This window comes from Ruegeria sp. BJ3 (genome assembly GCF_056535665.1).
On the sequence record NZ_JBQFIT010000001.1, the window covers coordinates 2,195,892 to 2,219,639 of the forward strand.

At 59.3% G+C, this 23,748-nt stretch carries 20 protein-coding genes; 13 read left to right on the plus strand and 7 right to left on the minus strand.

The genetic code is table 11. From position 1 onward, the window contains the following. From ACR3EL_RS11015 to ACR3EL_RS11045, 7 genes are all read left to right on the plus strand, one after another. Nucleotides 1-183, plus strand: coding sequence for a hypothetical protein (locus ACR3EL_RS11015; RefSeq protein WP_170340486.1), 183 nt, complete (start codon nt 1-3; stop codon nt 181-183). Nucleotides 184-185: 2 nt separating this feature from the next. Next, a complete protein-coding gene (locus ACR3EL_RS11020; RefSeq protein WP_170340485.1) occupies nt 186-581 on the plus strand; it encodes a CBS domain-containing protein in 396 nt (131 codons plus the stop codon). Between the two features lie 10 nt (nt 582-591). After that, nucleotides 592-1,242, plus strand: coding sequence for a cytochrome c3 family protein (locus ACR3EL_RS11025; protein WP_170340483.1), 651 nt, complete (start codon nt 592-594; stop codon nt 1,240-1,242). Nucleotides 1,243-1,336: 94 nt separating this feature from the next. Beyond that, entirely contained in the window at nt 1,337-3,136 is a 1,800-nt protein-coding gene (locus tag ACR3EL_RS11030; protein WP_170340481.1) for an ammonia-forming cytochrome c nitrite reductase subunit c552, read from the plus strand. A 94-nt stretch (nt 3,137-3,230) separates the two neighbouring features. Further along, nucleotides 3,231-4,559 (plus strand): ethylbenzene dehydrogenase-related protein, encoded by a 1,329-nt coding sequence (locus ACR3EL_RS11035; RefSeq protein WP_170340479.1) that lies wholly within the window; start codon nt 3,231-3,233, stop codon nt 4,557-4,559. A 43-nt stretch (nt 4,560-4,602) separates the two neighbouring features. Further along, the gene (locus ACR3EL_RS11040; RefSeq protein ID WP_217358613.1) at nt 4,603-5,634 is read left to right on the plus strand and encodes an FAD:protein FMN transferase; all 1,032 of its coding nucleotides are present in this window, start codon (nt 4,603-4,605) and stop codon (nt 5,632-5,634) included. A gap of 406 nt (nt 5,635-6,040) precedes the next feature. Then, nucleotides 6,041-6,487: a hypothetical protein gene (locus tag ACR3EL_RS11045; RefSeq protein ID WP_170340475.1), complete on the plus strand. Its 447-nt coding sequence runs from the start codon at nt 6,041-6,043 to the stop codon at nt 6,485-6,487. Nucleotides 6,488-6,590: 103 nt separating this feature from the next. Here the strand turns inward: ACR3EL_RS11045 and ACR3EL_RS11050 are convergent, their stop codons facing one another. Together ACR3EL_RS11050 and ACR3EL_RS11055 are read right to left on the minus strand one after the other, a co-directional pair. Beyond that, entirely contained in the window at nt 6,591-7,451 is an 861-nt protein-coding gene (locus ACR3EL_RS11050; protein WP_170340473.1) for an SDR family NAD(P)-dependent oxidoreductase, read from the minus strand. A 69-nt stretch (nt 7,452-7,520) separates the two neighbouring features. Continuing rightward, nucleotides 7,521-8,009, minus strand: coding sequence for a hypothetical protein (locus ACR3EL_RS11055; protein WP_170340471.1), 489 nt, complete (start codon nt 8,007-8,009; stop codon nt 7,521-7,523). A 519-nt stretch (nt 8,010-8,528) separates the two neighbouring features. On the opposite strand from ACR3EL_RS11055, the gene ACR3EL_RS11060 reads away from it, so the two are divergent. From ACR3EL_RS11060 to ACR3EL_RS11070, 3 genes are all read left to right on the plus strand, one after another. Next, nucleotides 8,529-10,268, plus strand: a complete 1,740-nt coding sequence (locus ACR3EL_RS11060) for a hypothetical protein (RefSeq protein WP_170340469.1) — start codon at nt 8,529-8,531, stop codon at nt 10,266-10,268. A 79-nt stretch (nt 10,269-10,347) separates the two neighbouring features. Then, nucleotides 10,348-11,430 (plus strand): patatin-like phospholipase family protein, encoded by a 1,083-nt coding sequence (locus ACR3EL_RS11065; RefSeq protein ID WP_170368202.1) that lies wholly within the window; start codon nt 10,348-10,350, stop codon nt 11,428-11,430. Then, the gene (locus tag ACR3EL_RS11070) at nt 11,427-12,881 is read left to right on the plus strand and encodes a GntP family permease (RefSeq protein WP_315901672.1); all 1,455 of its coding nucleotides are present in this window, start codon (nt 11,427-11,429) and stop codon (nt 12,879-12,881) included. Before ACR3EL_RS11065 ends, ACR3EL_RS11070 begins: the two co-directional genes overlap by 4 nt. Before the next feature lies 1 nt (nt 12,882). Here the strand turns inward: ACR3EL_RS11070 and ACR3EL_RS11075 are convergent, their stop codons facing one another. The 5 genes from ACR3EL_RS11075 to ACR3EL_RS11095 all read right to left on the minus strand — a co-directional run bounded on the left by ACR3EL_RS11075 (nt 12,883) and on the right by ACR3EL_RS11095 (nt 18,510). Beyond that, nucleotides 12,883-13,845 carry an SLC13 family permease gene (locus tag ACR3EL_RS11075; RefSeq protein ID WP_480721588.1) on the minus strand — a complete coding sequence of 321 codons (963 nt, stop codon included), beginning with the start codon at nt 13,843-13,845 and terminating at the stop codon, nt 12,883-12,885. After that, nucleotides 13,776-14,624, minus strand: a complete 849-nt coding sequence (locus tag ACR3EL_RS11080; RefSeq protein WP_480722459.1) for an SLC13 family permease — start codon at nt 14,622-14,624, stop codon at nt 13,776-13,778. The genes ACR3EL_RS11075 and ACR3EL_RS11080 overlap by 70 nt, the downstream gene beginning before the upstream one ends. A 118-nt stretch (nt 14,625-14,742) precedes the next feature. Then, nucleotides 14,743-15,876, minus strand: coding sequence for a patatin-like phospholipase family protein (locus ACR3EL_RS11085; RefSeq protein ID WP_170340462.1), 1,134 nt, complete (start codon nt 15,874-15,876; stop codon nt 14,743-14,745). A 40-nt stretch (nt 15,877-15,916) separates the two neighbouring features. Beyond that, nucleotides 15,917-17,176, minus strand: a complete 1,260-nt coding sequence (locus ACR3EL_RS11090) for an MFS transporter (RefSeq protein ID WP_170340461.1) — start codon at nt 17,174-17,176, stop codon at nt 15,917-15,919. 68 nt (nt 17,177-17,244) lie between these two features. Next, nucleotides 17,245-18,510, minus strand: a complete 1,266-nt coding sequence (locus ACR3EL_RS11095) for an adenylate/guanylate cyclase domain-containing protein (RefSeq protein WP_170340459.1) — start codon at nt 18,508-18,510, stop codon at nt 17,245-17,247. A 441-nt stretch (nt 18,511-18,951) separates the two neighbouring features. Between ACR3EL_RS11095 and ACR3EL_RS11100 the strand changes: the two genes are divergently transcribed. From ACR3EL_RS11100 to ACR3EL_RS11110, 3 genes are all read left to right on the plus strand, one after another. Continuing rightward, nucleotides 18,952-20,211 (plus strand): efflux RND transporter periplasmic adaptor subunit, encoded by a 1,260-nt coding sequence (locus ACR3EL_RS11100; RefSeq protein WP_170340457.1) that lies wholly within the window; start codon nt 18,952-18,954, stop codon nt 20,209-20,211. Between the two features lie 3 nt (nt 20,212-20,214). Further along, the gene (locus ACR3EL_RS11105) at nt 20,215-23,265 is read left to right on the plus strand and encodes an efflux RND transporter permease subunit (RefSeq protein WP_170340456.1); all 3,051 of its coding nucleotides are present in this window, start codon (nt 20,215-20,217) and stop codon (nt 23,263-23,265) included. 75 nt (nt 23,266-23,340) lie between these two features. After that, nucleotides 23,341-23,586 carry an HNH endonuclease gene (locus ACR3EL_RS11110; RefSeq protein ID WP_480722460.1) on the plus strand — a complete coding sequence of 82 codons (246 nt, stop codon included), beginning with the start codon at nt 23,341-23,343 and terminating at the stop codon, nt 23,584-23,586. Nucleotides 23,587-23,748: the final 162 nt, after the last annotated feature.

The window sequence follows — 23,748 nt, forward strand, 5'->3', positions numbered from 1 at the left end:
ATGGAAGTCCTGCTGGCCACATTCATCCTGTTCTTCATCAGCATGCTGATCTTGGTTGGCATCCAGGTGCTTCGAAACGGTGAGCTGCCAACCGGCTGCACCCCCGGCGGGTGCCAGCGTTGCCGCAAGGATTGTCCGAACAAGTCGGCGTCGGCTTCAGGAACCGACGAGGAAAGGGGCTGATCATGCGTGTGCGCGACTACATGACCCGGACCGTCATCTCGGTCAAACCGGACACAGAGATTTTGCGAGCTCTGCACCTAATGCACGCGCACGACATATCCAATGCGCCAGTAGTCGACGACAGGGGCGCGCTTACCGGCATCCTCAGCGACCGGGACTGCATAAGGGGCGTTCTGCAGGCCACCTACCATTCAGAACTTGCGGGGCTCGTCGGCGATTTTATGGCAAGCGATGTCAAGACCGTGGGCCCGGACGAAGGCCTGATCAGCGCCACCCGCAGCCTGCTTCACCTTCCGCACCGGCTTTATCCGGTCGTTGCCGGTGGCGATCTGGTCGGCGTGATCAGCCGGCGGGACATCATCGCCGCATTGACGGATCGCTGGCAGTGGTCGAGTTGATGGGTGACGCATGAAATTCTGGCGCAAAATCTCGAAATTCAACTCGGTCCGAAGCCCGATGGCGGCCGTGATGTTTGCGGTGGTCAGCATCCTTTCGGTGGGTGTCTGGCTGGACGGAACACAGGCTCAAAGCCTTCGGAACCTGCCGGAGGCAAAACACACCGACGGCGGGCCGGAGGCATGCCTGACCTGTCACGGCGGCCCGGAGATGACGCTTATGGCCGAGACACCGCACGGGGACGCGGACAATCCCCATGCGCCCTATGGTCAACAGGGGTGCGAGTCCTGCCACGGCCCGGGCAGCTTTCATGTTTCAAGTGCCCGGGGGGGTGTCGGGTTCCCGCCTCTCAACGATTTCAGCTATGCCGGGCGGCCCAAGGAGGGCCAGTTCGACACCTGCCTGGGTTGCCACGCCAACACGTCCGGGGGGCGCCTGGGCATAGGTTGGTTGGGCAGCTCTCATGATGTCAGCGGCATGACCTGCTCGACCTGTCACGAGGTTCACGCGACCGAGAACCCGTTGGCAGAGCTGGCAGGGCAAAGAGCCCTTTGTGCAAGTTGTCACGGGCTGACAAATTCGAAGCACGAAGACTTCGAAAACAACGGGATACAGATCGAAACGCTGCAATGCGCAACATGCCACGACCCGCATGATCTGTGATCAAGCGTCGGATATCCGCGCAAATGCCGGGTGTACGGAAGCCGTGGAAGAAAGCCACTGAATGCAGTTTTGCAGTTCAAAGGGAGGAGATTTGATGGATTGGAAGACGCCGAGACCAGATTTGATCGCCGCAGCCGGCATTGCCTCGGCGCTTTCCGCGGCGATTGTTTTTGCCTCACCCGATGGGGACGATCCCCGGATTGAAGCCTGGGCCGAGGAATGGCCGGACTACGTTGAAATGTACATGACCACCAAAGAGATGGACAATCCAACCCCCTTTGGCGGCAACTACCCGTACAGCAAGCTGATCCGCTATCCGGGCAAGCAGGCTCTTTGGGCAGGCTATGCCTTTGCCGTCGATTTCAACGAAGATCGCGGTCACTACTATACGCAGATCGACCAGATGGAGACCAAGCGCAACGACAAGGAATATCTCAATGCTCATGGTCTTCCCGCCTTCAACGGCCAGCCCGGCGCATGCATGAACTGCCACAGCGGCTGGTCCCCCATACTCACCGAAGAGATGGGTTGGGCCGAGTTCAACCGCACACCCTATTGGGATACGATCGAAAAACTTCGCGGTGAATACGGGCATGGTGTCGAGGGCGCTCAACTGGGCAGTTCCTGCAACGATTGCCACAACCCGTCTGACATGAGTCTGCGCGTGAACAGGCAGGCATTCATCGACGCCATGGTGATGCGCGGCTACGAAGAAGACCCGGCGAGCGGGCTCAAAGGTTCGCCGCGGGAGATGCGCGACTATGTGTGCGCGCAATGCCACGTCGAATACTACTTTCAGGGTCAGGACGCGATCCTGACCTATCCCTGGACCGAGTGGCCAAAGGATCAGCCCCTGCGCTTCGAGATGGTCGAGGAATACTATGACACCGCGCGCGAATCCGGCGTGTTTGCGCAGGACTGGACCCACGCGGTAACCAAGGCCCCGATGCTCAAGATGCAGCACCCGGAATTCGAAGTGGTGTCGAGCGGGGTTCATTCCAGCATGATCGGATGCGTCGACTGCCACATGCCGAAAACCGAGTGGAACGGGCGACAGGTGACCGATCACACGATGGGTTCACCGCTGAAGAAGATCGAAAACTGCCTGAGCTGCCACAACAGCATGACCGCCGACGAGATGTATCAGCGGGTCTATGACATTCAGGTGGACGTGATCGCGGCCTATCTGACGGCTGAAAAGGCGGTGCTTGCCCTGATCGAAGACGTCGCGACGGTTCGCGAAACCCTCGCCGGACTGGAACCCTTCTCGCAGATTGCGGACGCAGCCGAGCGCGAAGGCGCAATCAGCGAAGAACTGTCACTGGTGCTCGACTATCACCGGCGCGCCAGCATGCGTTGGGACTGGATCGGTGCGTCCAATTCGACAGGTGCACACAGCCCCGGAGAAGCCCTGCGCGTCCTCGATCAAGCTGTCGACATGGCCCAGGATGGTCAGGCGCTGTTGGTCGAAGTCGCGGCCCGGCACGGTATCGAGCTGGTCCCGACGATCAACCCGACCCTGCCGGACGCCCCTGCCCCGATCCGTGGCGACGACATTGTCGGCTCGCTGCCGCCGGCAATCGCCCATGCCGCCGACCGCAGGGTTCAGGACCGGCTGACCCGCGTGGCCGCGGCGGAAACCACGAGCAATGACGCCATGCCATCGGTTGACGGAAAGCAGGCCTTTATCGACGCAAACTGCAGCCAGTGTCATTCCGTCAGCAGCGAGGACATCACAGCGACGATGATGGGGCTAGAGATCGATGGCATCGGCGGCCGCCGCGATGCGGCCAACATCGAGGCCTATCTGCGCGCAGGGCCGCCTCATCCGCTTGCCTGGACTGGAAGCGACGCGGATCTGTCGGCGGTCGCGGAATGGCTGGCGTCAAAGTGATCTGCGCTGATGGCGGCGAACCGTTTGCGGCCATCACCCAACAAGCGACCCGCCCGATCGGGTGCGTCGGCAGAACGTGTCAGGGAGATGTTTCATGAGTAGAGTTACAGGAATTATCGGATCAGCCGTCTTGGCGGCAGGGAGCCTTGCCGTGCCGGCGTCGATATCTGCCGCCCCGCCGGACGATTGGTCGAACATACCCACCACGACGATTAAGCTGTTCTATCCCGGGGTTTCAAGCTCGCAATGGCTTCGCAGCGAAGAACACGGCGTCGGCGCCCTCATGGTGGCGCAGGGGCAGCCCTGCTCGGCTTGCCACACAGACGCCGAGGCGACACTTGGCGACGGCATCGTTGGCGGCGGACGGCTCGAGCCGAACCCCATCGACGGCAAGAACGGGGTGATCGACCTTGCCGTTCAGGCCGCCTATGACGCCGAAAACCTGTATTGGCGTTTTCAGTGGAAAACCAACGCGGATCGCCCCGGGCAGATGCATGACTACATGCGCTTCAACGGCGAGGCGTGGGAATTCTATGGCGGACCGCGTTCCAGCGACCGGGTGCGCAACGGCGACACCCCACCGCTCTACGAAGACCGGATCGCGATGATCATCGATGACGGAACGGTGCCGCTCTACCAGGAGCAGGGTTGCTGGCTGACCTGTCATCTTGGCCAGCGCGACATGCCGGAACGCCCAACAGCGGAACAGGTGCGCGGTCATGACCTGCTTGGCGCGGTTCTGAATGTCGGGGACGTAAGGAAGTACCTGCCCTCCAGCCGCACCGATGACGGTTCGAGCTGGGACCAGACCAAGTCGGCGGATGAAATCGCCCAAATCAAGAATGACGGCGGTTTTCTGGATCTGATGCAGTGGCGTGGTGCGCGAAGCAATGCGGTCGGCATGTCAGACGACGGGTATGTTCTGGAATACCGGTTGTTTGATGAAGGAAAAGGCCCGTTCAGCTGGAATGTCGACCGGTCGACAATGACCCCCATCTACATGTTCGATGAGGGGGTGACGGGTCTTCTGTCGCTGACGACGGACAGCGTGGGCGACCTGTCGAAACCCTTTGCGATCATTCGGGAAGAAAACGCCAAACCCTATGACGCAAGCCATGGTTGGATGACAGACGATGTCTTGCCGGGCCGGCTGCTCAGCCGCGAAGACGCCACCGGTTCAGCCGCCGACAACGCCCGCTCGGAAGGCGTTTGGAAAGACGGAGAATGGACCGTGACCTGGACGCGCCCGTTGGATACCGGCCACCCGCAGGACGACAAGATCCTGCGCGACGGAAACGCCTATACGATCAGTTTCGCAGTGCATGACGACAACGTGACGACGCGCTTTCACCATGTCTCGTTCCCGTTCAGCCTAGGCCTCGGCGTGGCAGCCGACATTCAGCCGGTGAAGCTTGAGCATTAGAATTGGCCCAGTTCGACCACACCAAAGCGGAGCACATAACATGATGAGCAGACGGACGTTTCTAGCAGGAACCGCCGGGGTTCTTTACGGCGTGACTCTCGGCTCCGCCTACCCGGCTTGGGCCAAGGAAGCCGGGTTGGACAGCTTGTCCGGCAGAGTGATGGGCACGTACTACCGGATCGTGTTTCCCCAAGGCCTCGGCTTCGACGACGGTCTTCAACTGAACGTGCTTGGAACCTTGGCCGAAGTCGACCGGCTTATGTCCACCTACAAAGCGAACTCCGAGGTTTCATTGTTCAACGACGCGGCGCCCAACTCGCCGTTGGCATTCTCGGACCTCACCTGCAAGGTCGTCGAAGAAGCACGACGTATCCGTGACCTTACCGAAGGCGCCTTCGATCCGACGATCGGCCCCTTGGTGAACCTTTGGGGTTTTGGCCCCCTTGGTGGATCACACAAGGTACCCAGTGCACGCCAGGTCTCGAAAACGGTGGGTGTCGTCGGCATGGATGGGCTGCACTTGAAGGACGGCAGCTGCTGGAAGACTACCGCCGATCTTGCCATCGACCTCAACGGTATTGCCAAGGGGTTTGCGGTGGACCGGCTTGCGACCATGCTGGATGCGCTGGAAGTTCCCGGCTATCTCATCGACATAGGTGGCGAGCTGCGGGCCAAGGGGCAGAAGCCTGACAAGTCCGGGTGGCGTGTCGGGATCGAACGCCCCGAGCCGGCGGAAAGAAAGGTTCACCGCGTGCTTCAGTTGCAGGATCAGGCGGTAGCGACATCTGGGGACTATCGCGACTTCTTCACGGTGGCGGAACGAAACTACAGCCACGTCATTGATCCCCGCACCGCGCGGCCAGTCGCGCATACTCTGGCCTCTGTCACCGTTGTCGATCGCCAAGCAATGACCGCGGATGCGCTTTCGACGGCCTTGATGGTAATGGGGCCGGACGAAGGGTTCGAGTTTGCACAACGAAATGGCATCGCGGCCAGTTTCATTCTCCGGACCGAGGGAGGATTGGCCGACAGGCACACGGACACCATCCTGCCGTGGCTGGAAAAGCAGTCCTGACCGTGTAGGCCATTCGGCACGACCGAACAAGGACAGGGGTTCGGAAAATATCCATGGAATGCTGTCCCTGCATGCCTTTTGCAGTGATGTTCAACCAGCCATCGGCTGCGCGTCGGCAAGACTGACATCCGTCGGCCGCAGCAGATACCAGTATCGGGCCGGCATTGGGTCAACAACTGAACTGCTCTTGATCCTTACTCGCCACCTGCTGTCAAAGATGACAGCATGCAGCTGTCCAAGACTGGCCTGAGAGTGCCATGCGGGGGGCTTTCGTATTCGCATCTCACCAAAATTTCTCCTGCCGGCGCGCCGGCTTGATCCCCGAACTCGCTATGCCAGTTTGACATTTGATGTTTCGGCAATCACTTATTTGCGTATCGCTCTGCTTCAGCTTGGAATGCTCCGGATGGAACTTGACTACACCGACGACGAACGTGACCAGCTGCGCCTCTGGCGAAGGTGGAAAATCACGTTCGACTGGTTCAACTACCCCGAACCCCTGCAACGCGTTCACCAGGCCTTGTTGGTGCATCGTCAGCCATGGAGCACCCGGGCGCTGGCCACCTACACCAACATGCCCCAGACATCTGTCCGCCGTCAGCTGGACCTTCTGGACGCGGGAAACGCGATTGAGCGGACCGAGCACGGTGTGCAGATCAACCAGATGCAGGTTGCGTTCAACTCCAGCTTTCATCGGGCGATCGCCGATTACGTTCACGGCGGGGTCCACCTGAACAAGGAACTGCTCAAGGTGTTCAAACAAAGGTTCGGCCCCGAAGCGGCTAACTTCGAGATGTTGGAGAACCACGTGTGGTGGCCCGTCATCAAGAAAGCAGAGAACGGCATCTTTTGACGCCGCCGGTGTTTTCCGGGGCATGAGCAACCAAGACTGCCGCCCGCCCGCAGGTCCCGAAGCCGCAAGCTTGCTACGGGAGCGGAATCATCAATGCCGGTAGTCAGTCGGTGGTGCCTTCAGGGTCGCCCAACAAGAAGGCATCGCCGATGACCTTCTTCCCGTCCAGGCTGTGAACCTTGCCGCCGACGTAGAAGATGATTTCACGGCTCGCGATCACCCGACCCGCATGCCTTCCCGTGCACAGCTCCAGCGCGCCTTCGGACATCACCTCGACCGGTTCCAGCATGTCGGGATTGGTCTTCGCGATCATCCGGGTAAAGCCGGCCCCCGAGGTCAGAACGATGGCCGTCGGGCGCATCGAATTGACGAAAATGCCATGTGGTTGAAGCTCGCGGGCAAGGGCCAAAGTCGCGCGGTCCAGCGCGGCCTTGGTCGTTCCGTAACCGCCCATGGAATACGTCGCCTCGATTGGAATGCCCGCCCGACCAGGAAGTTCATCGACCCGGGCCGAACCGCTTCCGATGTTCAGGATCCACCCCGCCCCCCGCTTCTTCATTTCCGGCAGACATTGCCGGGCAAGGTCCACCGGGGCGATGACGTTCAATTCGAACATGAAGGTCATCTCGCTGTTTTCGATCTCGGTGAGCGACTTCATGATTCCGTAGGCGGCGTTGTTCACCAGAATGTCGATGGGTCCGAAGAAGGCGCTTGCCCGATCCATCAACCCGGCACGCGCCTCGGGGTCCGCCAGGTCGCACGCAATCGCGGCCGCCTTGCCGCCCATTGCCTCGATATCCGCCACGGCGGATTCGAGCGTTCCCGGCAGGCCGTCTTCTTCCCCCATCACGGGTGCGTTCAAGACCACCGATGCCCCTTCCGAGGCCAGCCGCATGGCGATTGCCTTGCCGATCCCCCGGCTCGCGCCCGTTACAAAGGCCACCCGGCTATTACAGCGTCCCATTTTTCAAATCCTCCATGTTTTCCGTGCCGATCGAAAACTACCCGTGACCGACCTCACGTGGTTGCAGCCTCAACGTTCCGGTCCCGCGGGGTCAGGTCGCAGCCGTACGACCAACCATGGCAACAACCAGAAGCAAACTGCGCCGAATGCCAGATCCCTCAGGTAGATCAGATGCATGTCCTGCTCCAACAGGACTGGCGCCGTGCCGATGGTCAGGAAGGCGAAAAGCCCGAAATTGCAGACCAGCGGCAGCATGTCCTTGATCTTGCACGCAATGGCCAGAATGATTGCAGTCAGCGGGACGATCACCGCGATATCGCCGAAAAGCGCAGGAAACTCCGCAATCGACCAGGAGATCAGAAGCCCAACCGCACCGCCGACGAAGATCCCGGGCGCCTGATCCAATTTCATGCCGGTGGCGCTCCAGACGGTGACCGCAACAAAGGCGATCCAGGGATTTTTGAGACCAAACAACGACGTGACAAAAAAATAGCTTCCGGCCGCGACCAAAACACCAAGCGTGATCAGAACCGCTTTCCAGAATGGTAGATCCTGCACTTTCCCCGCTCCTGAATGCGTCGTCCGAACCTAGGCGCCGATCGGGCCGTCAACCATGTGCGTGGCGTCTGTCCCAGCCGAGCCGGCGCATTGCACTCCGCCATCGGGAAAGTGCTCCACGGCCCCCTTCTGATCGTAGTTTGGCAATTGAACCACCTCTCAAGAACCCGGTGCACAGCACTGGTTTACTAAAAACTGTCGCCCTGATTTGACCTCGCACGCGCTTTGATAATGGGTGGTGGCTTTGATTTGTCCAAATCGAAGTGAGCCAAAATGGCCCAGGACTTTTGCGACAAGGTTTTGTCCCTTAGCAATACTTGCAGTTGAGGAAAGGTCTCTCTTCCAAGGCATGAGTTTTTTGACCCTAGAACCCGGTCGGAACCCGTTGAACCAGAGGACGTCGATAGCAGTGACAATCGGCTTTCAAACGATGTGCGATCCGTTCGACCCCGTCCTTCAAATGCACACACAACCAGGACAACTCCTATGTTGAAGCGCTGGATCTCGAACGTAGCACTTGTGGTCTTTGCCATCGGTGTCGCCGCGATCGCGAATGCCGATCCTCTAACCGACCGCGGGATCGATCCCAAGACACTGGAACTTATGGTTTCCGAATTGTCAACGGATCTGCGCTATACCCGGTTTGCCGAAATCGAGATCCGTACCGCGGAAGAAACCCTTAGCGATCGCGTGTTGATTGAATTCGATCCCAGAACCCCGTCGGGGATCGATCTGGTCCTGAAGTTCGACAAGCCGACCCCGACGACCGCCTCGACCCGCCGGTTTCGCAGTGTCCTGGAAGCCAGGATGCGGCTTCAGCACGAAATCAGATCGCTGGATCTGTCATACGACCCTGAAAGCGTCCGGCTGGAATCCTCCAACGGGTCAACCGCCGTCTACACGTTTCGCTACAGCCCGTTTGCGCTGGCGCAAGACATCGCGTGGATCCGCTTCCTACAGGGGCGGATCTGGGTGGATGGCGACCGCGTAACCCGGATTGTTCTGACGCTAGATGAAGGCCGCACCTTCCTGCACGACGGCACCCGCGTGTCAGACTACACGCTGGATGTCCGTTTCTCTCGGGCGAAGAACGAAACAGATGTTATCCAGGATTCGGTCAACGTGATCGTGGCAAGAGATTTGTTCCTCGGCCTGGTGCCAAATGGCGGGCAGTTTGTCACGACGGTTCGGACAACTGCGATCAGCTATGTCGATGAGGACGGAAACGACGTAACACCCAAAAGTGCCGCAGCTCTGAGACGCGTGGACCTCGCCTCGTTCAACAATCCGGTGCGGGTGAACATTGACCGGACATTCCCGATCTTCGGCAGGCAGGCCAGGGCGGCCGGCTACGAGTTTCCCAAGCCGTTCGGCGTCAGCGTGATGTACAACGACATCACAACAAGGTTCACTTTCTCAAGCTTTGAAATCAATGGGATACGCGAGCCGATCGAGGCAATCTTCAACCCCAACGGGTCAGGCATCGACATCCACGCGAAATCACCCCAAGTCCGGATCGACTGGTTTCCGTTTCCATTCCTGAACCTAATGGGCCTTTTTGGCAAGCTGGAAGCCACCGGAAGCCTGAAGATCCGGACGACCGGTCTTGGTCAGCTGGTTGGGCTGCCTCCAATCATCGAAGAACAAATCGACATCAATTCCACTGTGGTCGGTGGCGGCGCAACGCTCGCGGGGGGCTGGCGCAACTACTTCGCCTCGGTCACCGGAACAGTGTTGACCACAACAACCGAAGAAGCCGGCACAAAAGCGACATCACACTTGATTGCGCCCCAGATCGGATACTATTTTCCGCGGCATCGCCTGCGCGTGATGATCGGTGCCGACTGGCTCAAGCTCGACAGCCAGATGGCCGGAACCATTCCCATTCCGGGTGGCCCCAACCTGAACTTCAACATCGGTATGGAGCATGAGGAATGGGCCGGTCGGTTTGGCATCTACAAGCAGATCGGAAACAACATGGAGTTTACCCTTACCGGCACCTATGGCGACACCAGAGAAGGTTTGACCGCGATGCTTGGTACCGTTTCTGAGGTAAGCGATCCCATAAAGCAAACCCGGTTCGGGCAAGTCCGAGGTTTTTCCCCGACAGCGGACTGGCCCTTGCCAGAGCGTTGCCAGATGCCGCGCTTTCGGGCATTCAAGCACTTTCCCGGCTGTTTTGGCGCCAGACTGCCAGGCCGCCAGATCTTTTTTTCATCCCATCCTGTAGCCTTGTCACCTATTCTACCCGTTCAATGAAAGCTCCAGGCACAGCAATCATCGCAACGATACTGGCGGCATTGCCGCGTCCACAGCGCAGAAATCAGAGATACAAACCATGGCAAGTGAACAAAGGGCTGCGGTGAAGGTAGACATCGCGTTGCAGGGCGGCGGTTCCCACGGGGCCTTTACCTGGGGCGTGCTGAGCAGGCTTCTGGAAGAGGACTGGCTTGACATCCAGGGCGTCTCGGGGACCAGCGCCGGGGCGATGAATGCCGTCGCTTTGGTTCAAGGGCTCCTCGAGGGTGGAAACCCGCGCGCGCAGGAACTGCTTGAGAAATACTGGATGGACGTAAGCCGGGCTGCACGGCTCAGCCCGATCCGACGCGGTCCGCTGGACAGGTTTTTGGGTCGCTGGTCGCTGGACTATTCTCCGACCTATCTTGCTTCCGAGATTTTCGGGCGGTTGCTTTCGCCCTATCAACTGAACCCGGCCAACGTGAACCCGCTGCGGGACATCGTGGCAAAGTGCTTTGACTTCGACCTAGTCAACGGATCCGAGGACATCAAGCTTTTCTTGTGCGCAACGAATGTGCGGACCGGGCGCCCCAAGATTTTTCGGCAACCGGACATCAGCGTCGACACGGTCATGGCATCGGCCTGCCTTCCAAAACTGTTCAAGGCTGTGGAGATCGACGGCGAAGCCTATTGGGATGGCGGATACATGGGCAACCCGCCGCTTTTTCCCCTCATTGACGAAACCACGGCCCGCGACGTCATTCTTGTCCAAATCAATCCGTTCGAGCGGGACGAGATTCCTACGACGGCCGCCGAGATTGACAACCGACTCAACGAAATCACGTTCAACAGCAGCCTTGTCAAAGAGCTGCGGGCGCTCGGTTTCCTATGGGAGATCATCCACCATGAGAACCTCGACCGCGAGGCCTACAGGGATTCGCGACTTCACGTCATCGGCGCCGAACGCGATCTCTGTGGCCTTGGCGCATCCAGCAAGCTGAACGCCGAGGAGGCGTTTCTGCGCCACCTGTTCGACATTGGGCACAAGGCTGCGTCGGATTGGCTGGACGAGAATGCCGCCCATATCGGCGTACAATCGACATGGACGCCACAGCCGCTGTGGGAAGAAAGCCTTGAACCGGCGCACCTTGAACCGGGGACCAAACGAAAGCTGCCGTTGTGAGTTACGAATTGCTGGGCATCCTGCTGCCCCTGATCCTTCTGATGTACCTTGCCTTCAAAGGCATCACGTTGCTCATCCTGGCGCCTTTGATGGCCTTGCTTGCGGCGATCCTGACCGGTGGGTTACCGCCCATCGCGGCCTATACCCAGGTTTTCATGATGAACGCGGCCGACTTCATCTTTGCCTTCTTTCCCCTGTTCTTTCTGGGGGCCATCTTCGGCAAGCTCATGGACGACAGCGGGTCCGCAAACGCGATTGCGCGATGGATCGTCGCAAAGCTTGGCAAGGGCAACGCGATCCTGTCCGTGGTCATCTGCTGTGCGGTTCTGACGTATGGCGGGGTGTCGCTTTTCGTGGTGGCCTTTGCCATCTTTCCCATCGCCGCAGCGTTGTTTCGTGATGCGGACGTGCCCAAACGGTTGATTCCAGGCGCGATCGCCTTGGGGGCATTCACTTTCACCATGTCAGCGATGCCGGGCACGCCCGCCATCCAGAATGCCATTCCGATGCCGTACTTCGGCACCACTGCCTTTGCCGCGCCCGGGTTGGGCATCTTCGCCGCGATCATCATGTTCGGCCTGGGTATTGCCTGGCTCAATTTCCGCGAGCGGTCGGCGAGAACAAGCGCAGAAGGATACGGCGCCCACGAGGACGCCGTGCCCGAGCCTGACAGCATCATGCGGGCGCAAACGTCAAACGAAGGGTTTGATGTAAACGAGATTGACCCCGCCGATCCTGACCTGACCCCACCGGGGATCATCCTCGCCACGGCGCCCATCGTGATCGTGGTGGCGGTGAACCTGCTCTTCGTGTCCTTTCTGCTTCCCCATCTCGACACCGACTATCTGGCCAAGCCACTTTTTGGGGAAACCTCGGTCGAAGCCGTGGGTGGTGTCTGGGCAATCGTGGTTGCGCTGACCACATCCATCCTGTTCTTGATTGCTGTGAACTGGCGGCAATACCGGGACCTGCGCGAAACGCTCAACAAGGGGGCGGATGCGTCAGTGCTGCCGATCTTTAACACGGCCAGCCTGGTGGGTTTCGGTGGTGTGGTCGCCGCCCTGCCCGCTTTCGCCCTGGTAACCGAAGCCCTGATGTCTGCCAGCGGGGGAAACCCGCTGGTTTCGGTTGCGATGTCGGTCACGACCCTGTCGGCCATGACGGGGTCCGCCTCGGGCGGGATGAGCATAGCGCTGGACGCGCTCGGCGACACTTTCCGTACCATGGCGGACAGCTCGGGCACCTCGTTGGAGGCCATGCACCGTGTGACTTCGGTCTCTTCCGGCGCCTTGGACGCGCTGCCCCATAACGGGGCCGTCATCACGGTTCTCGCGATCGCGAAACTGACTCACAAGGACAGCTACTTCGATATCTTTGTGACTGCGGTCGTCATTCCGTTCCTCGCGCTGGTCGCCATCATTCTTCTTGCCGGCGCGTTCGGAGGGTTCTGACCTACAGCGGGAAGAACACTGGTGTGATCGCGACAGCAATCACACCCACAAGAACGGTCAGCGGCAAACCGATTTTCAGGAAGTCGGCAAACCTGTAGCCGCCCGGTGCCACGACCAGTGTGATCACCGGCGTCGACACCGGGGTGGAAAAGGCCGAAGACGCTGCCAGCAGGACACATATGACGAATGGATACGGCGACACTCCCATGGTCTCGGCGGCGGTCACGGAAATCGGTGCGACCAGAACTGAGGTCGCGGTATTGGACAGGACCAGCCCCTGGGCCGCTGTCAGGAAGAACAGCATTCCCATCATTGCCCTTGGCGAACCGTCCCCCACGAAAGAAATCAGCGCGTCTGCAACAAGGTCCGCGCCACCGGTGACCTGCAAGGCATCGGCAAGGGGCAGCATGCCTGCGATCAGAACGATGCTGCTCCAGTGGATCGCCCCGTAGGCACGTTCGGGCGAAATGGTGCGAAACAGAACTGCTGCGATGGCCGCCAGCAAGACGGCCACAACCACCGGCACCAGGCCAGAGACGCTGAGGACAACCATCATGACCAGAATGGCCAGGGAACTCAGGTATTTGTCCGGGACCAGCGGGACATATTCGCGCTCGGTTGGCAAGTGCAACAGCACGAAATCATGGTTCAATTCGGCGAAGGCGTCGATGTTACTCACCGGTCCGGCGATCAGGATCCGGTCACCGGCCTTGAGTTCGGTACGAAACGGGTCGTCCAGACGGTCTTCGCCCCGAAGCACACCAATGACATCGACACCGTGGATATCGCGAAATGCGTATTCCGAGACCGTGCGCCCAATGATCCGGGCCTCCGGATGGACAAGCATGTCGGCCAATGCCACGCCTGTGCCCCATTCCGTGGTCTCTTCCTCGATCACGCCGACATCGCGAAATGCGGATTGATCCGACAGTATGGCAAGCTCTGCCGGTTCCCCGACAACCAACAGGCGTCCCTCGTCATCAGTTCCATTTCTGGAACGAAGGCGTCCGCCTTGCGTTTCGGCGGTCGCTTGCGCGCCAGAACGCGCGCGATTATCCCACTGAAGATCGAGCGGAGGTCGGATTGAGGTTTGTGAACCACCGAAACGAGGTAAAACTTGTCGAGTAGCGCGAAAGTCTCGAGCAGTTTCAGGGACGACGCCCGCCGTGACGCCGTGCCTTCGCTCGGTCGTTCAGCCTCGACCGCCGCGTCGTCTCCGGCCAGCATGGGCCGCGCAATCGTAAGGCTGTAAAGGATCGCGACCACTAGAACAAACAGCCCGATCGGGAAAAAGCTGAAGAAGCCGAGCGGCTCGTATCCACCCTCCTGCAAGGTATCACTGACGACGAGGTTGGGTGCCGTCGCGATCAAGGTCAGCATTCCACTGATCAAAGCTGCATATGACATCGGAAGCAGCAGGCGCGACTGATGGAGACCGGTTTTGGCGGCAATGCGCAGGATGATAGGGACGAAAATCGCCACGATGGCCGTAGAACTCATGACAGATCCCAGAATGCCGGCACCGACCATGAGGAAAACAAGCAATCGAGTCTCGCTGTTACCCCCGTAGCGCAGGATCAGGTTTCCGATGCTGTGCGCAATACCGGTGCGATCCAGCATTTCACCAATGATCAGAAGCGCGGCCACCATGATCACGACCGGGCTGCCAAATCCCGACATCGCCTGGCCAGACGCCAATATGCCGGAAAGGATAAGCGCGATCACGACGATCAGGGCGACCAGATCTTACCTGACCCGGTTGCTGGCCACCATCGCACCGGCAACCGCGATCAGAACGAAGACCAAGGTGGCTTCGGGATTCACGGTGCTTCGGCCCAACATTTTCTAAGGTTCACTGGCGTCATCCAGGTGGCTTTCTGTTCCAAACCGTTCCAGACTTGAAACGCATGTAGCCATAGTCAAACAAGGCCTGCATGTATTCCGGATCGAAGGGTTCATTCAAAGGCGCGTTGAAATCCGGGCCGATCCACGTGGCATTGTACCTGACGCCCTGGCGCTGCCCGATGGCGTAGGCCACGCCCAGATCGACCGCGCCTTGATACTTGATGAGAGTGGCGAGCGAGCGTTTCGAGATATCGGCGATACCGGGCTTTGTGATCTCGGCCTCGGGATCAATCTTGCCGTTTCTGATTGCATACAAAGTGGTCCCTTCGGTAAACCGGCTTGGAATGCGCCATCCGGGAACAAACATGGATTGCGAAACTACGCCACCATCGACATGAAGCTCGTCACGAATTCCCAACGGTGTTTCGACATCGATCAATACCGGAGGAAACACGCCGGGCATCGCTGCGGATGCCATCAACGCATCCTGAAATACCTTCCGCGCGTTCGGAGCGCCACTGGCAGCAATTCGACCAAGATCCCATAGCACCGGGCGTTGGGCGTCCAGGCTGACCGTCTGGATCACCAAGCGGCGACCCCGGCGGTGCTGCACGGCGATTTTTTCCAGGAATTCGTCGGTGACATAGTCTTCCAGCAACCGACGGAGAGGTCCCGAGCTTTTTACGGACGCCTTCGAAAAAATCTGGGTGATCGGGCGGCGCTCAAAGATCTGTTCCGGCGGCAGGCCGCCGTAAAGTCGTTTGAGTTCGTCATCGTAGTCAGACCCCAAAAAGGCGAATGGGGCGGCCAGGGCGCCCGTAGACACCCCGGTCACGTTCATGAAAACCGGGCGGGTTCCGGATTCGCTCCACGCCGTCAGGATACCCGCAGCATAGGCGCCGTTTTCTGCCCCGCCGGACAGTGTAAGGTCGGCATGCCGGTCCGGCAGTCCGGCCGCTCGCGCTTGCTGCTGCCGTTCGGTCAGAAGCTCGTTGATGTTGGGTGGCGTGTCGTCGGCCCAGAAGCGGGCATTTTTGATACCTGGAACCTGCGGGGCTTCAAGCTCTCTGATGCTGACAGGATCTCGAGATATAGTGGTTCCGCACGCGGACAGTATCAGGGAAACAAGAACGATGACAAGAATTCTCATCTATGCCTCCGGTGGAGTTTCCGGGTTTCGGGGTGCATTCTCATCTCTTCTTTGACGGCACCATCTCGGTGCTCGACGGCACGAGATCGGTGTGGGAGGTCTGCTCGGCATGGGACACCGGTTCGGAGGACCGGATGTGGAACCCGAGGTAGACGACGAAACTGGACATGACCGCGAAGTTCACCCAGTGCATTGCATTGTCGCCAAAAAAACCCGTGAAGACGCTTGTGATTATGGGCCCCGCGATCGATCCCAAGGTCCAGACAAACAGCATGGTCACCGCCGCGGCCGAAACATAGACCGGGACCGTTCTGTCCATCGCGTGTGCTGTCAGCAGAGAATACATGGTCAAAAGGCTGCCACCGAGAAGAACCATCAGGATCATCAGAACAAGGTAGCCCGGCGAAAGATAGTCGAACTCGATTTCAACGGGCTGCGCGTCGGCCAGGAGAGCCATGGCCAACAGCACCGCTGCGCATATGGATGACGTGATGAAGATCACCACACGCCGGTCCACTTTGTCAGACAGGCTGCCAAGCGGGTACTGGAACAGGACCCTCCCCAGGTAGATCGCGCCGATAATGTAGGCAATGTCGTGGACCTTGATGCCCAGTTGAGAGGCGCTGTAAGGCGCCACACTCAGGATCGTGGTGGACACCATTCCCATGGCGATCACCCCGAAGACAGCTGCAGGCGCGTCCTGTAACAGCCCTCTGACACGAACCTTGGCCTTGGATCCGGGGTCTGGCGGGTTCGTTCGGGTGGAGGCAATGACCACGGTCGAGAAGCAGTAGATCAAGGCCACGAGAACGAAGGCATCGTCGCTTTCTTCCGGGACGAGAATGACAACGGCCTGGCTGAGAACCGAAACAATGCCGACAACAATTGCGTAGATGGCCAGCACCCTGCCCCGCGAGGACTTCTCGGCCGTTTCGTTGATCCAGGCATCCCCGATGGAAAACAGGCCCGCCGTGGCGAGCCCCATCAGGAAACGCAGAAGAATGAGAAACGAAACACTGTCGACCTGCGAAAACAACAGGATAGCGGCGGTTGTTATCGCTGCGCCCGCCGCAAATGCGCGAATGTGCCCGATATCCGCGATCGACTTGGCGACGACAAAACACCCGACCAGAAAACCGGCCGAGTAGGCCGACGCGGCAAACGAAGCTGCTTCCTGCGACGCGCCGGACTGGGCAAAAGCAAGAGGCACAAGCGTGCCTGCGGCTGCCGTCGCCAGCTGAATGGACGCCATCGCGACAAAAACCGACCGCAGGGTCACAAGTTGTTTGTTCAGGGACATTTGTGCATCTTTTCTAGTCCTGTATTCGTCTACGGTAGCTTGCAGACTATGGCCATTCCGAAAGCCGATCAAATTTCGGGCCCGGACGCCTTTGCCCGATCCCGTTTCTGCATTTCTGCATTCGACAACCCAAAAAGCCTGATCGGCTCGCTTCGGCCTCGCAGGTTCTCCGGGGGAAACTCCACCCAGTCTGCGGCGTCCGCTCCTGCCGCAGACAGAACCGCATCTGACACGGCCACTTGCAGGTTTCGCTGCTTGGCAAATGCCTCGATCCGTGAAGCCTCGTTCACGACGCTGCCAAAAACCCCGAACTCCAGGTGGTGCGCGTCGCCAATCGCGCCTGCGACAGCGGTTCCGGCATGCAGGGACATAACAACGTTGATCTCGGTTCGCCCGGCGCCTTCGCGTTCTTCAGACCATCGTGACACCGTGGCGGATATGCCTTCTGCAGCTTTCAGGGCGTGCTGCGCTGCCCGCTCCATTGACTCGTTCAGGCCGAACACGATCATTGCGCCGTCGCCGATGAACTTGTCGATGACGCCGTCGTTCGCGGTAACCTCCCTCTCGATATGCGACCTGAACTCGGTCAGCAGTTCAGTAGTTGCATGGGCGCCAATGGCCTCGGATATAGCGGTGAACCCCCGGATATCGACAAACATGACCACGATCCGGACCGCCCTTCCCTGACGCAGTTCGTCCAGTTTTCTGTCGCTGAGGTTTCCTGCCAGTTCAGGGGAAAGAAACCGCGTCGCGTTGCGCTCCCGCTCTCTCTGTTGGGCCACCGCATAGGCCAGCCTACGGGCGCGCCATACGACAAGAATACAGATGACCCCGATCAGGACGACCAGAAGGAACCGGACCGTATTGCTCATGGGGGAGTGGTTCTTGGTGAGGTAGACGATGTCCGCGTCAGACAGACCGTCTTCCATTCCCACCAAAGTGACGAAAAACAGACCAGCCACGAGGCAAAGCGTCAATGTCACCTGCAACACCGGTCGAATCCGGATCAGCTGCGAGACCAGCACGACAAACAGGAAGAACGTCGCTGGCGCCGCGAAGGCCACGACCGATCCGGCAGAGTGAATCCGGGCGCCGAAATGCAGGTTGCACAGCACTATGCTTATGTCCGCGATACCGAAGGCCCAGGACATCCAAAGCCTGTAGTAGCCGAGTTGCACGACCGAGATGGACGCAACACCGATCAGAAAATACGAAAACACGATCCACGCGGCCAGCAGCACATCGCCCGCTTCACCCTCGGAAAGGATGTCAGCCGAAACCGTCAGGACAACAATCGTAAGCCCAATGATCAGCGCGGCGGCAAGCCTGATCACTCCGATCAGCTTTTCCGCACTCGCGTCTGCACGCGCTATTGCCGCGTCAGCAAAAGAACTGGACGGCGCGGCGCCAAGTTCGTTTTTATCGACCGGTTTCCAAGGCAGGGGCTCTACTCCAAAGGCCAAAACACAACAAAAAAGCTTGCGATCCCGAGGTCTAAGCCCCGCAGCACACCCAAGCCTTGAGGCCTCCCTGCCCCCAGTTTGGTGGCTCTTCCCCCAGGCCTTTGGACTGGTCTTGCAGTTCGGATCGCGTCGCCTCGGCGGACATGAGTATGTTTGGTACTATGTCCGGTCACAAGGTGCGCGAGACACTGAGCCATTTTGGCTCAGCGTCGCTTGTCAAGTATGGTCTGCGCGGGCAGATTGGGATGGAAAACGTTGGTCTAAACGGAAATGCGGCTTGCGGTTCCGCCGATGTCTTATCGAGGGATTGCGATGCATATCAAAAGCTTAAGCCTCTTCTCTGCACTGGTTTTCTTCGCACAGGGCTCAGTGCTTGAAGCACAGGAAAGCACCGGTTCGGCACGTCCGGCAAAGGTGTACACGGTTGTTGAAACCGACACGTTGTATCAACGTTCCTATCCCGCGATAGTGTACCCCTCTCAGGAGGTGGAGCTGTCCTTTCGGGTCAGCGGGCGGATCGTGGAATTGCCGATCAGGGCCTCCATGAGCATAGCGCAAGGTAACGTCGTCGCAAAGTTGGATACCCGCGATTTCGAGGCCGAGGTGCGGCGGCTGGAAAGCCAGATGGACCAGGCAAAGGCACAACTCATCGTGCTTCGCGTCGGTGCCCGACCCGAAGAGATCGCCGCCCTCGAAGCCGCCGTTGCAGCGGCACAAGCTCAGCTTGATCAGGCTCGGGATGATTTTGAAAGGACTCAGCGACTGGTCGAACGCGGCGTCGCGCCGGCCTCGCAGTTCGAACAGCGGTTGGCGGCCTATCGCGTGGCTCAGGCGGAACTCAGATCACAGCAGGAACAGTTGGCCATTGGCCGCAGCGGTGGACGCCCCGAAGAAATTCTTGCTGCCGAAGCCCAGTTGCGCGGGCTCGAAGCCCAGGTTCAAAGCGCTCGAGACAACCTGTCCGACACCACGTTGCGGGCACCGTTCAGCGGCACCATTTCCAGCCGGTTTGTCGAGAACTTCCGCAACGTTCAGGCAGGCGAGGCGATCGCCCTGCTTCAGAACCTTTCGACCGTGGAAGTCGGCTTCGATCTTCCGGGCGCGGACATCATTGCCATGTCGGGTCTCGACATAGAGAACGTCACCAGCGTCGTCATCTTCGAGTCGATGCCCGACGTCGAAGTCCCTGCAGAACTGGTCGAGTTCACAACTCAGGCAGACGCCGCGACCCAAACCTACCGGGGTCGATTGTCCGTCACGCCACCTGACGGGATGATCGTCCTACCGGGGATGGTCGCGCGGGTCATTTCGCGCGCCAACCGTCAGCAGGCGCCTCAAATGACTGTCCCGCTCTCCGCCCTGGCTTCCAGCCCGGACGGATCCACGTTCGTGTGGCGCGTCGACACCAGCGACAACACGGTGTCACGCCAGCCTGTCGAGCTTGGCGACGTGTCGGAAGGCGGCGTCGTCATCAATACCGGGCTCGAGGCCGGGGCCGTGGTTGTGACCGCAGGACTGAGTGGTCTTCAGGAAGGCATGGCGATCCGCCCCATTTCGAAGATCGGCGACTAAGCCATGGATCTTGCCCGTTTCGCAGTCGAAAAGCGCGTTATCTCGGCGCTGTCCACAATCCTTATCCTGATCGCCGGTTACTTCGCGTACATGACCCTACCTCGGTTCGAGGACCCCGAGTTCATCATCCGGCAGGCGCAGATCATCACCCCGTATCCCGGTGCAACCGCCGAGGAAGTGGCGGAAGAGGTCACCGAAGTTGTCGAAAACGCATTGCAGGAACTGCAGGGCGTGAAAGAAGTGCGCTCGGTGTCGTCGCCGGGGGTCAGTACCGTTACGGTCGAATTCACGATCCCGACCACACCGGACTTCCCCACGCTCTACGAACGGTTCGCGCAGATGCGCGCAAAAATCTTGGACGTGCAGCCAGATCTGCCGCCCAACGCCCTTCCGACTCAGGTCTACGACGACTTCGGCGATGTGTTCGCGCTGTATTTCGCAATTGTCGGTGATGGCTACACCATTGCCGAACTGCGCGACTACGCAAAGGACCTTCAGCGGGAACTGGTCGCCGTCGAGGGCGTGTCCAAGGTCGTGCTGAGCGGGACACAGGATGAGGTCATCTATGTAGAATACTCACCGGCCCGGCTGGTCGAACTCGGGTTGACACCACAGCAGATCCAGCAGGTTCTGGAGGGGCAGAACCTAGTCATTCCCGGTGGCTCCATCGAGTCGGATTCCCGCAGGATCGAGATCCGCCCCACGGCGGCCGTGGAGTCGATCCAGTCGATCGAGGATCTTGTCATCACGGCGCCGGGTACAGGGGCGTCTTTCCGGCTTTCGGACATCGCCGTGGTGTCGCGCGGCTATGTTGATCCGCCCCGTCGACAGCTTTTTCGCGACGCTCAGCCTGCCATCGGAATCGGCATCTCGAACACGCTTGGCGGCAATGTCGTGAACATGGGCGACGCCGTGAAGGCACGTATTGCCGAGCTTGAATCCGCCCGTCCGGTCGGCATCGAAATTCTTCCGATCTCGGACCAGTCCGCTTCGGTCAAGGATTCCGTCGACGACTTCGTGATGAACGTGGTTCTGGCACTTGTCATCGTCGTCGGTACGCTGCTCGTCTTCATGGGGTTGCGGTCGGGGATCCTGATGGGGGGCATCCTGCTTGTTACCGTCGCAGGCACCTTGGCAGGCATGTACCTGTACGGCCTGGACATGCAGCGGATTTCCCTTGGCGCGCTGATCATTGCGCTTGGCATGCTGGTCGACAACGCAATTGTCGTCGTCGAAGGTACCCTGGTCCGCGTGCAGCGAGGCGAAGACACGAAAGATGCGGCGATTGCGGTGGTCAACCAGACGAAATGGCCGCTGCTTGGCGGAACCGTCGTGGGACTTCTGGCGTTTTCGCCCATCGGCTTTTCACCGGACAACACCGGTGAGTATGCAGGCAGCCTGTTCTGGACGATATCGATCTCGTTGTTGTTCTCATGGCTGGTCGCGATCTGGCTGACCCCGTATTTCTGCACGCTTCTGCTGAAGCCCAGCGAAACCGCGGCACCGAAGGAGAACGCCATCCTGCGCGGATACCGGACAGTTCTGGCCCTGGCGATCCGGGCCCGCTACATCACGGTCGTGCTGGTTGTCGCGCTGTTCGCCTCTGCCGTGGTCGGTATAGCCCTCGTACCGCCGGGTTTCTTCCCCAACAGCACCCGGGCGCAGTTCGTCGTGGACTACAACCTGCCTGAAGGGACGGACATCACCAGAACCAGCCAGGATCTGAAGGAAATCGACCAGCACATCCGCAGCCTGGATGGCGTGACCTCTACCAACCTGTCGGTCGGAGGCGGCCATCTACGGTTCATGCTGGTCTACACCAGCGAGGATGCGAATACGGCATACGGCCAGATTCTGGTCGACGTCGAAGACTACCGGCAGATCGACGACCTCCAGCCCCAGATACAGGCGTGGATCGATCATACCTATCCCGAGGCCTACTCGAAGGTCTGGAAGTTCGTGCTTGGACCCGGCGGAGGTTCAAAGATCGAAGCCCGGTTCACCGGAACCGATCCGGTCGTGCTGCGGTCGCTCGCTGAAGAAGCCAAAAAGGTCTTCTCCGAGCAGGGCGGCATCGCGATCAAGGACGACTGGCGCGAACAGGTGCAGGTCATCCGCCCGATCATCAACACGGAAAACGCCCGACGCCTTGGGCTGACCCAGGGCGAGATTTCCCGGGCGATCTATGCGCATCTGAACGGGGCCGATATCGGCATCTACAGGGAAGGCGATGACCTGCTGGCCATTGTCATGCGCCCGTTTGAAGACGCCCGCGATGATATCGGCGATTTGCGCAACATCCAGGTCTTCAGCCAGGTAGCCGGTGGCTACATCCCGATCTCTCAGGTCGTGACCCGTTTCGAGTTGGTCTTCGAATCCGGAAATCTGCGCCGCATCGACCGGCGGCTCTCTATCACCGCCCAGGCGGACAACGCCCCTGACGAACTGTCGGGCGATCTTTTCGCCAAGGTCCGGCCTCTGGTCGAGGACATCGAGATGCCAAGCGGATATTCCCTTGAGTGGCGCGGCGAGTACGGTGACTCGCAGGACGCCAACGATGGGTTGGCATCGACGATGCCGTTGGGGTTTGGCGCCATGATCATCGTCGTGGTCATACTGTTCAACGCCTTCCGCCAACCCCTGATCATCTGGCTGACCGTACCGCTGGCCCTGATCGGGGTGGTCTGGGGGCTGGCGCTTACAAGGACGCCGCTGGAGTTCATGGCCATATTGGGCGTGCTGTCGTTGACGGGTATGTTGATTAAGAATGCCATCGTTCTGATCGACGAGACCGACACCCAGATAGGAGACGGCAAACCCAGACTTCAGGCAGTCGTGGATTCCGCCGTTTCGCGTGTGCGCCCGGTGTCTCTTGGCGTACTGACGACGGTTCTGGGCGTCATGCCTCTGCTCTGGGATCCGTTTTTCGAGTCTCTGGCAGTCGTCATCATTTGTGGCCTGAGCTTTGCAACCATCCTGACGTTGATCGTCGTACCCACGCTTTACGCGATCTTCTTCCGGGTTCGCGATGACGAGATATCGCAGACCTCCTGACGGACGGAAGCCATCCCGCTGCCGTGGCGTAGGCGCAACCGAGCTGCTGCGCTTGCGATACGCGGTAATGCGTGCCTGGCGTGCGGCATATATTTCGGAAGAACATACGGCCCTCAAGTGGATGGGTACATCGAGGTTCATCACGTCGTGCCGGTCAGCCAGTTGGGTAGAGATTACGTGATCAATCCGAAAGAGGACCTCGTTCCGCTCTGTCCAAATTGCCATTCCGTCGCCCATCGAAGAAACCCGCCCTTCACTGTCGATGATATCAAACGCCTTTTTCTTGAGGCCGGAGAGTCCTCAGGCGGGAGCAAAGCATGATAGCATGCGAAGGTTCGGGTTCCGTTCCATCTCGCCAAATGCATCCGACATCGAAGTGTTTAGGTTGCGTTACCAAATAATGGCTTGATTTCAGTGCTTTGCAAAAAATTCACCAAATCGGCGCAGTCAATTGGTTCAGAGAATATCGGCCCTGAGAGACCG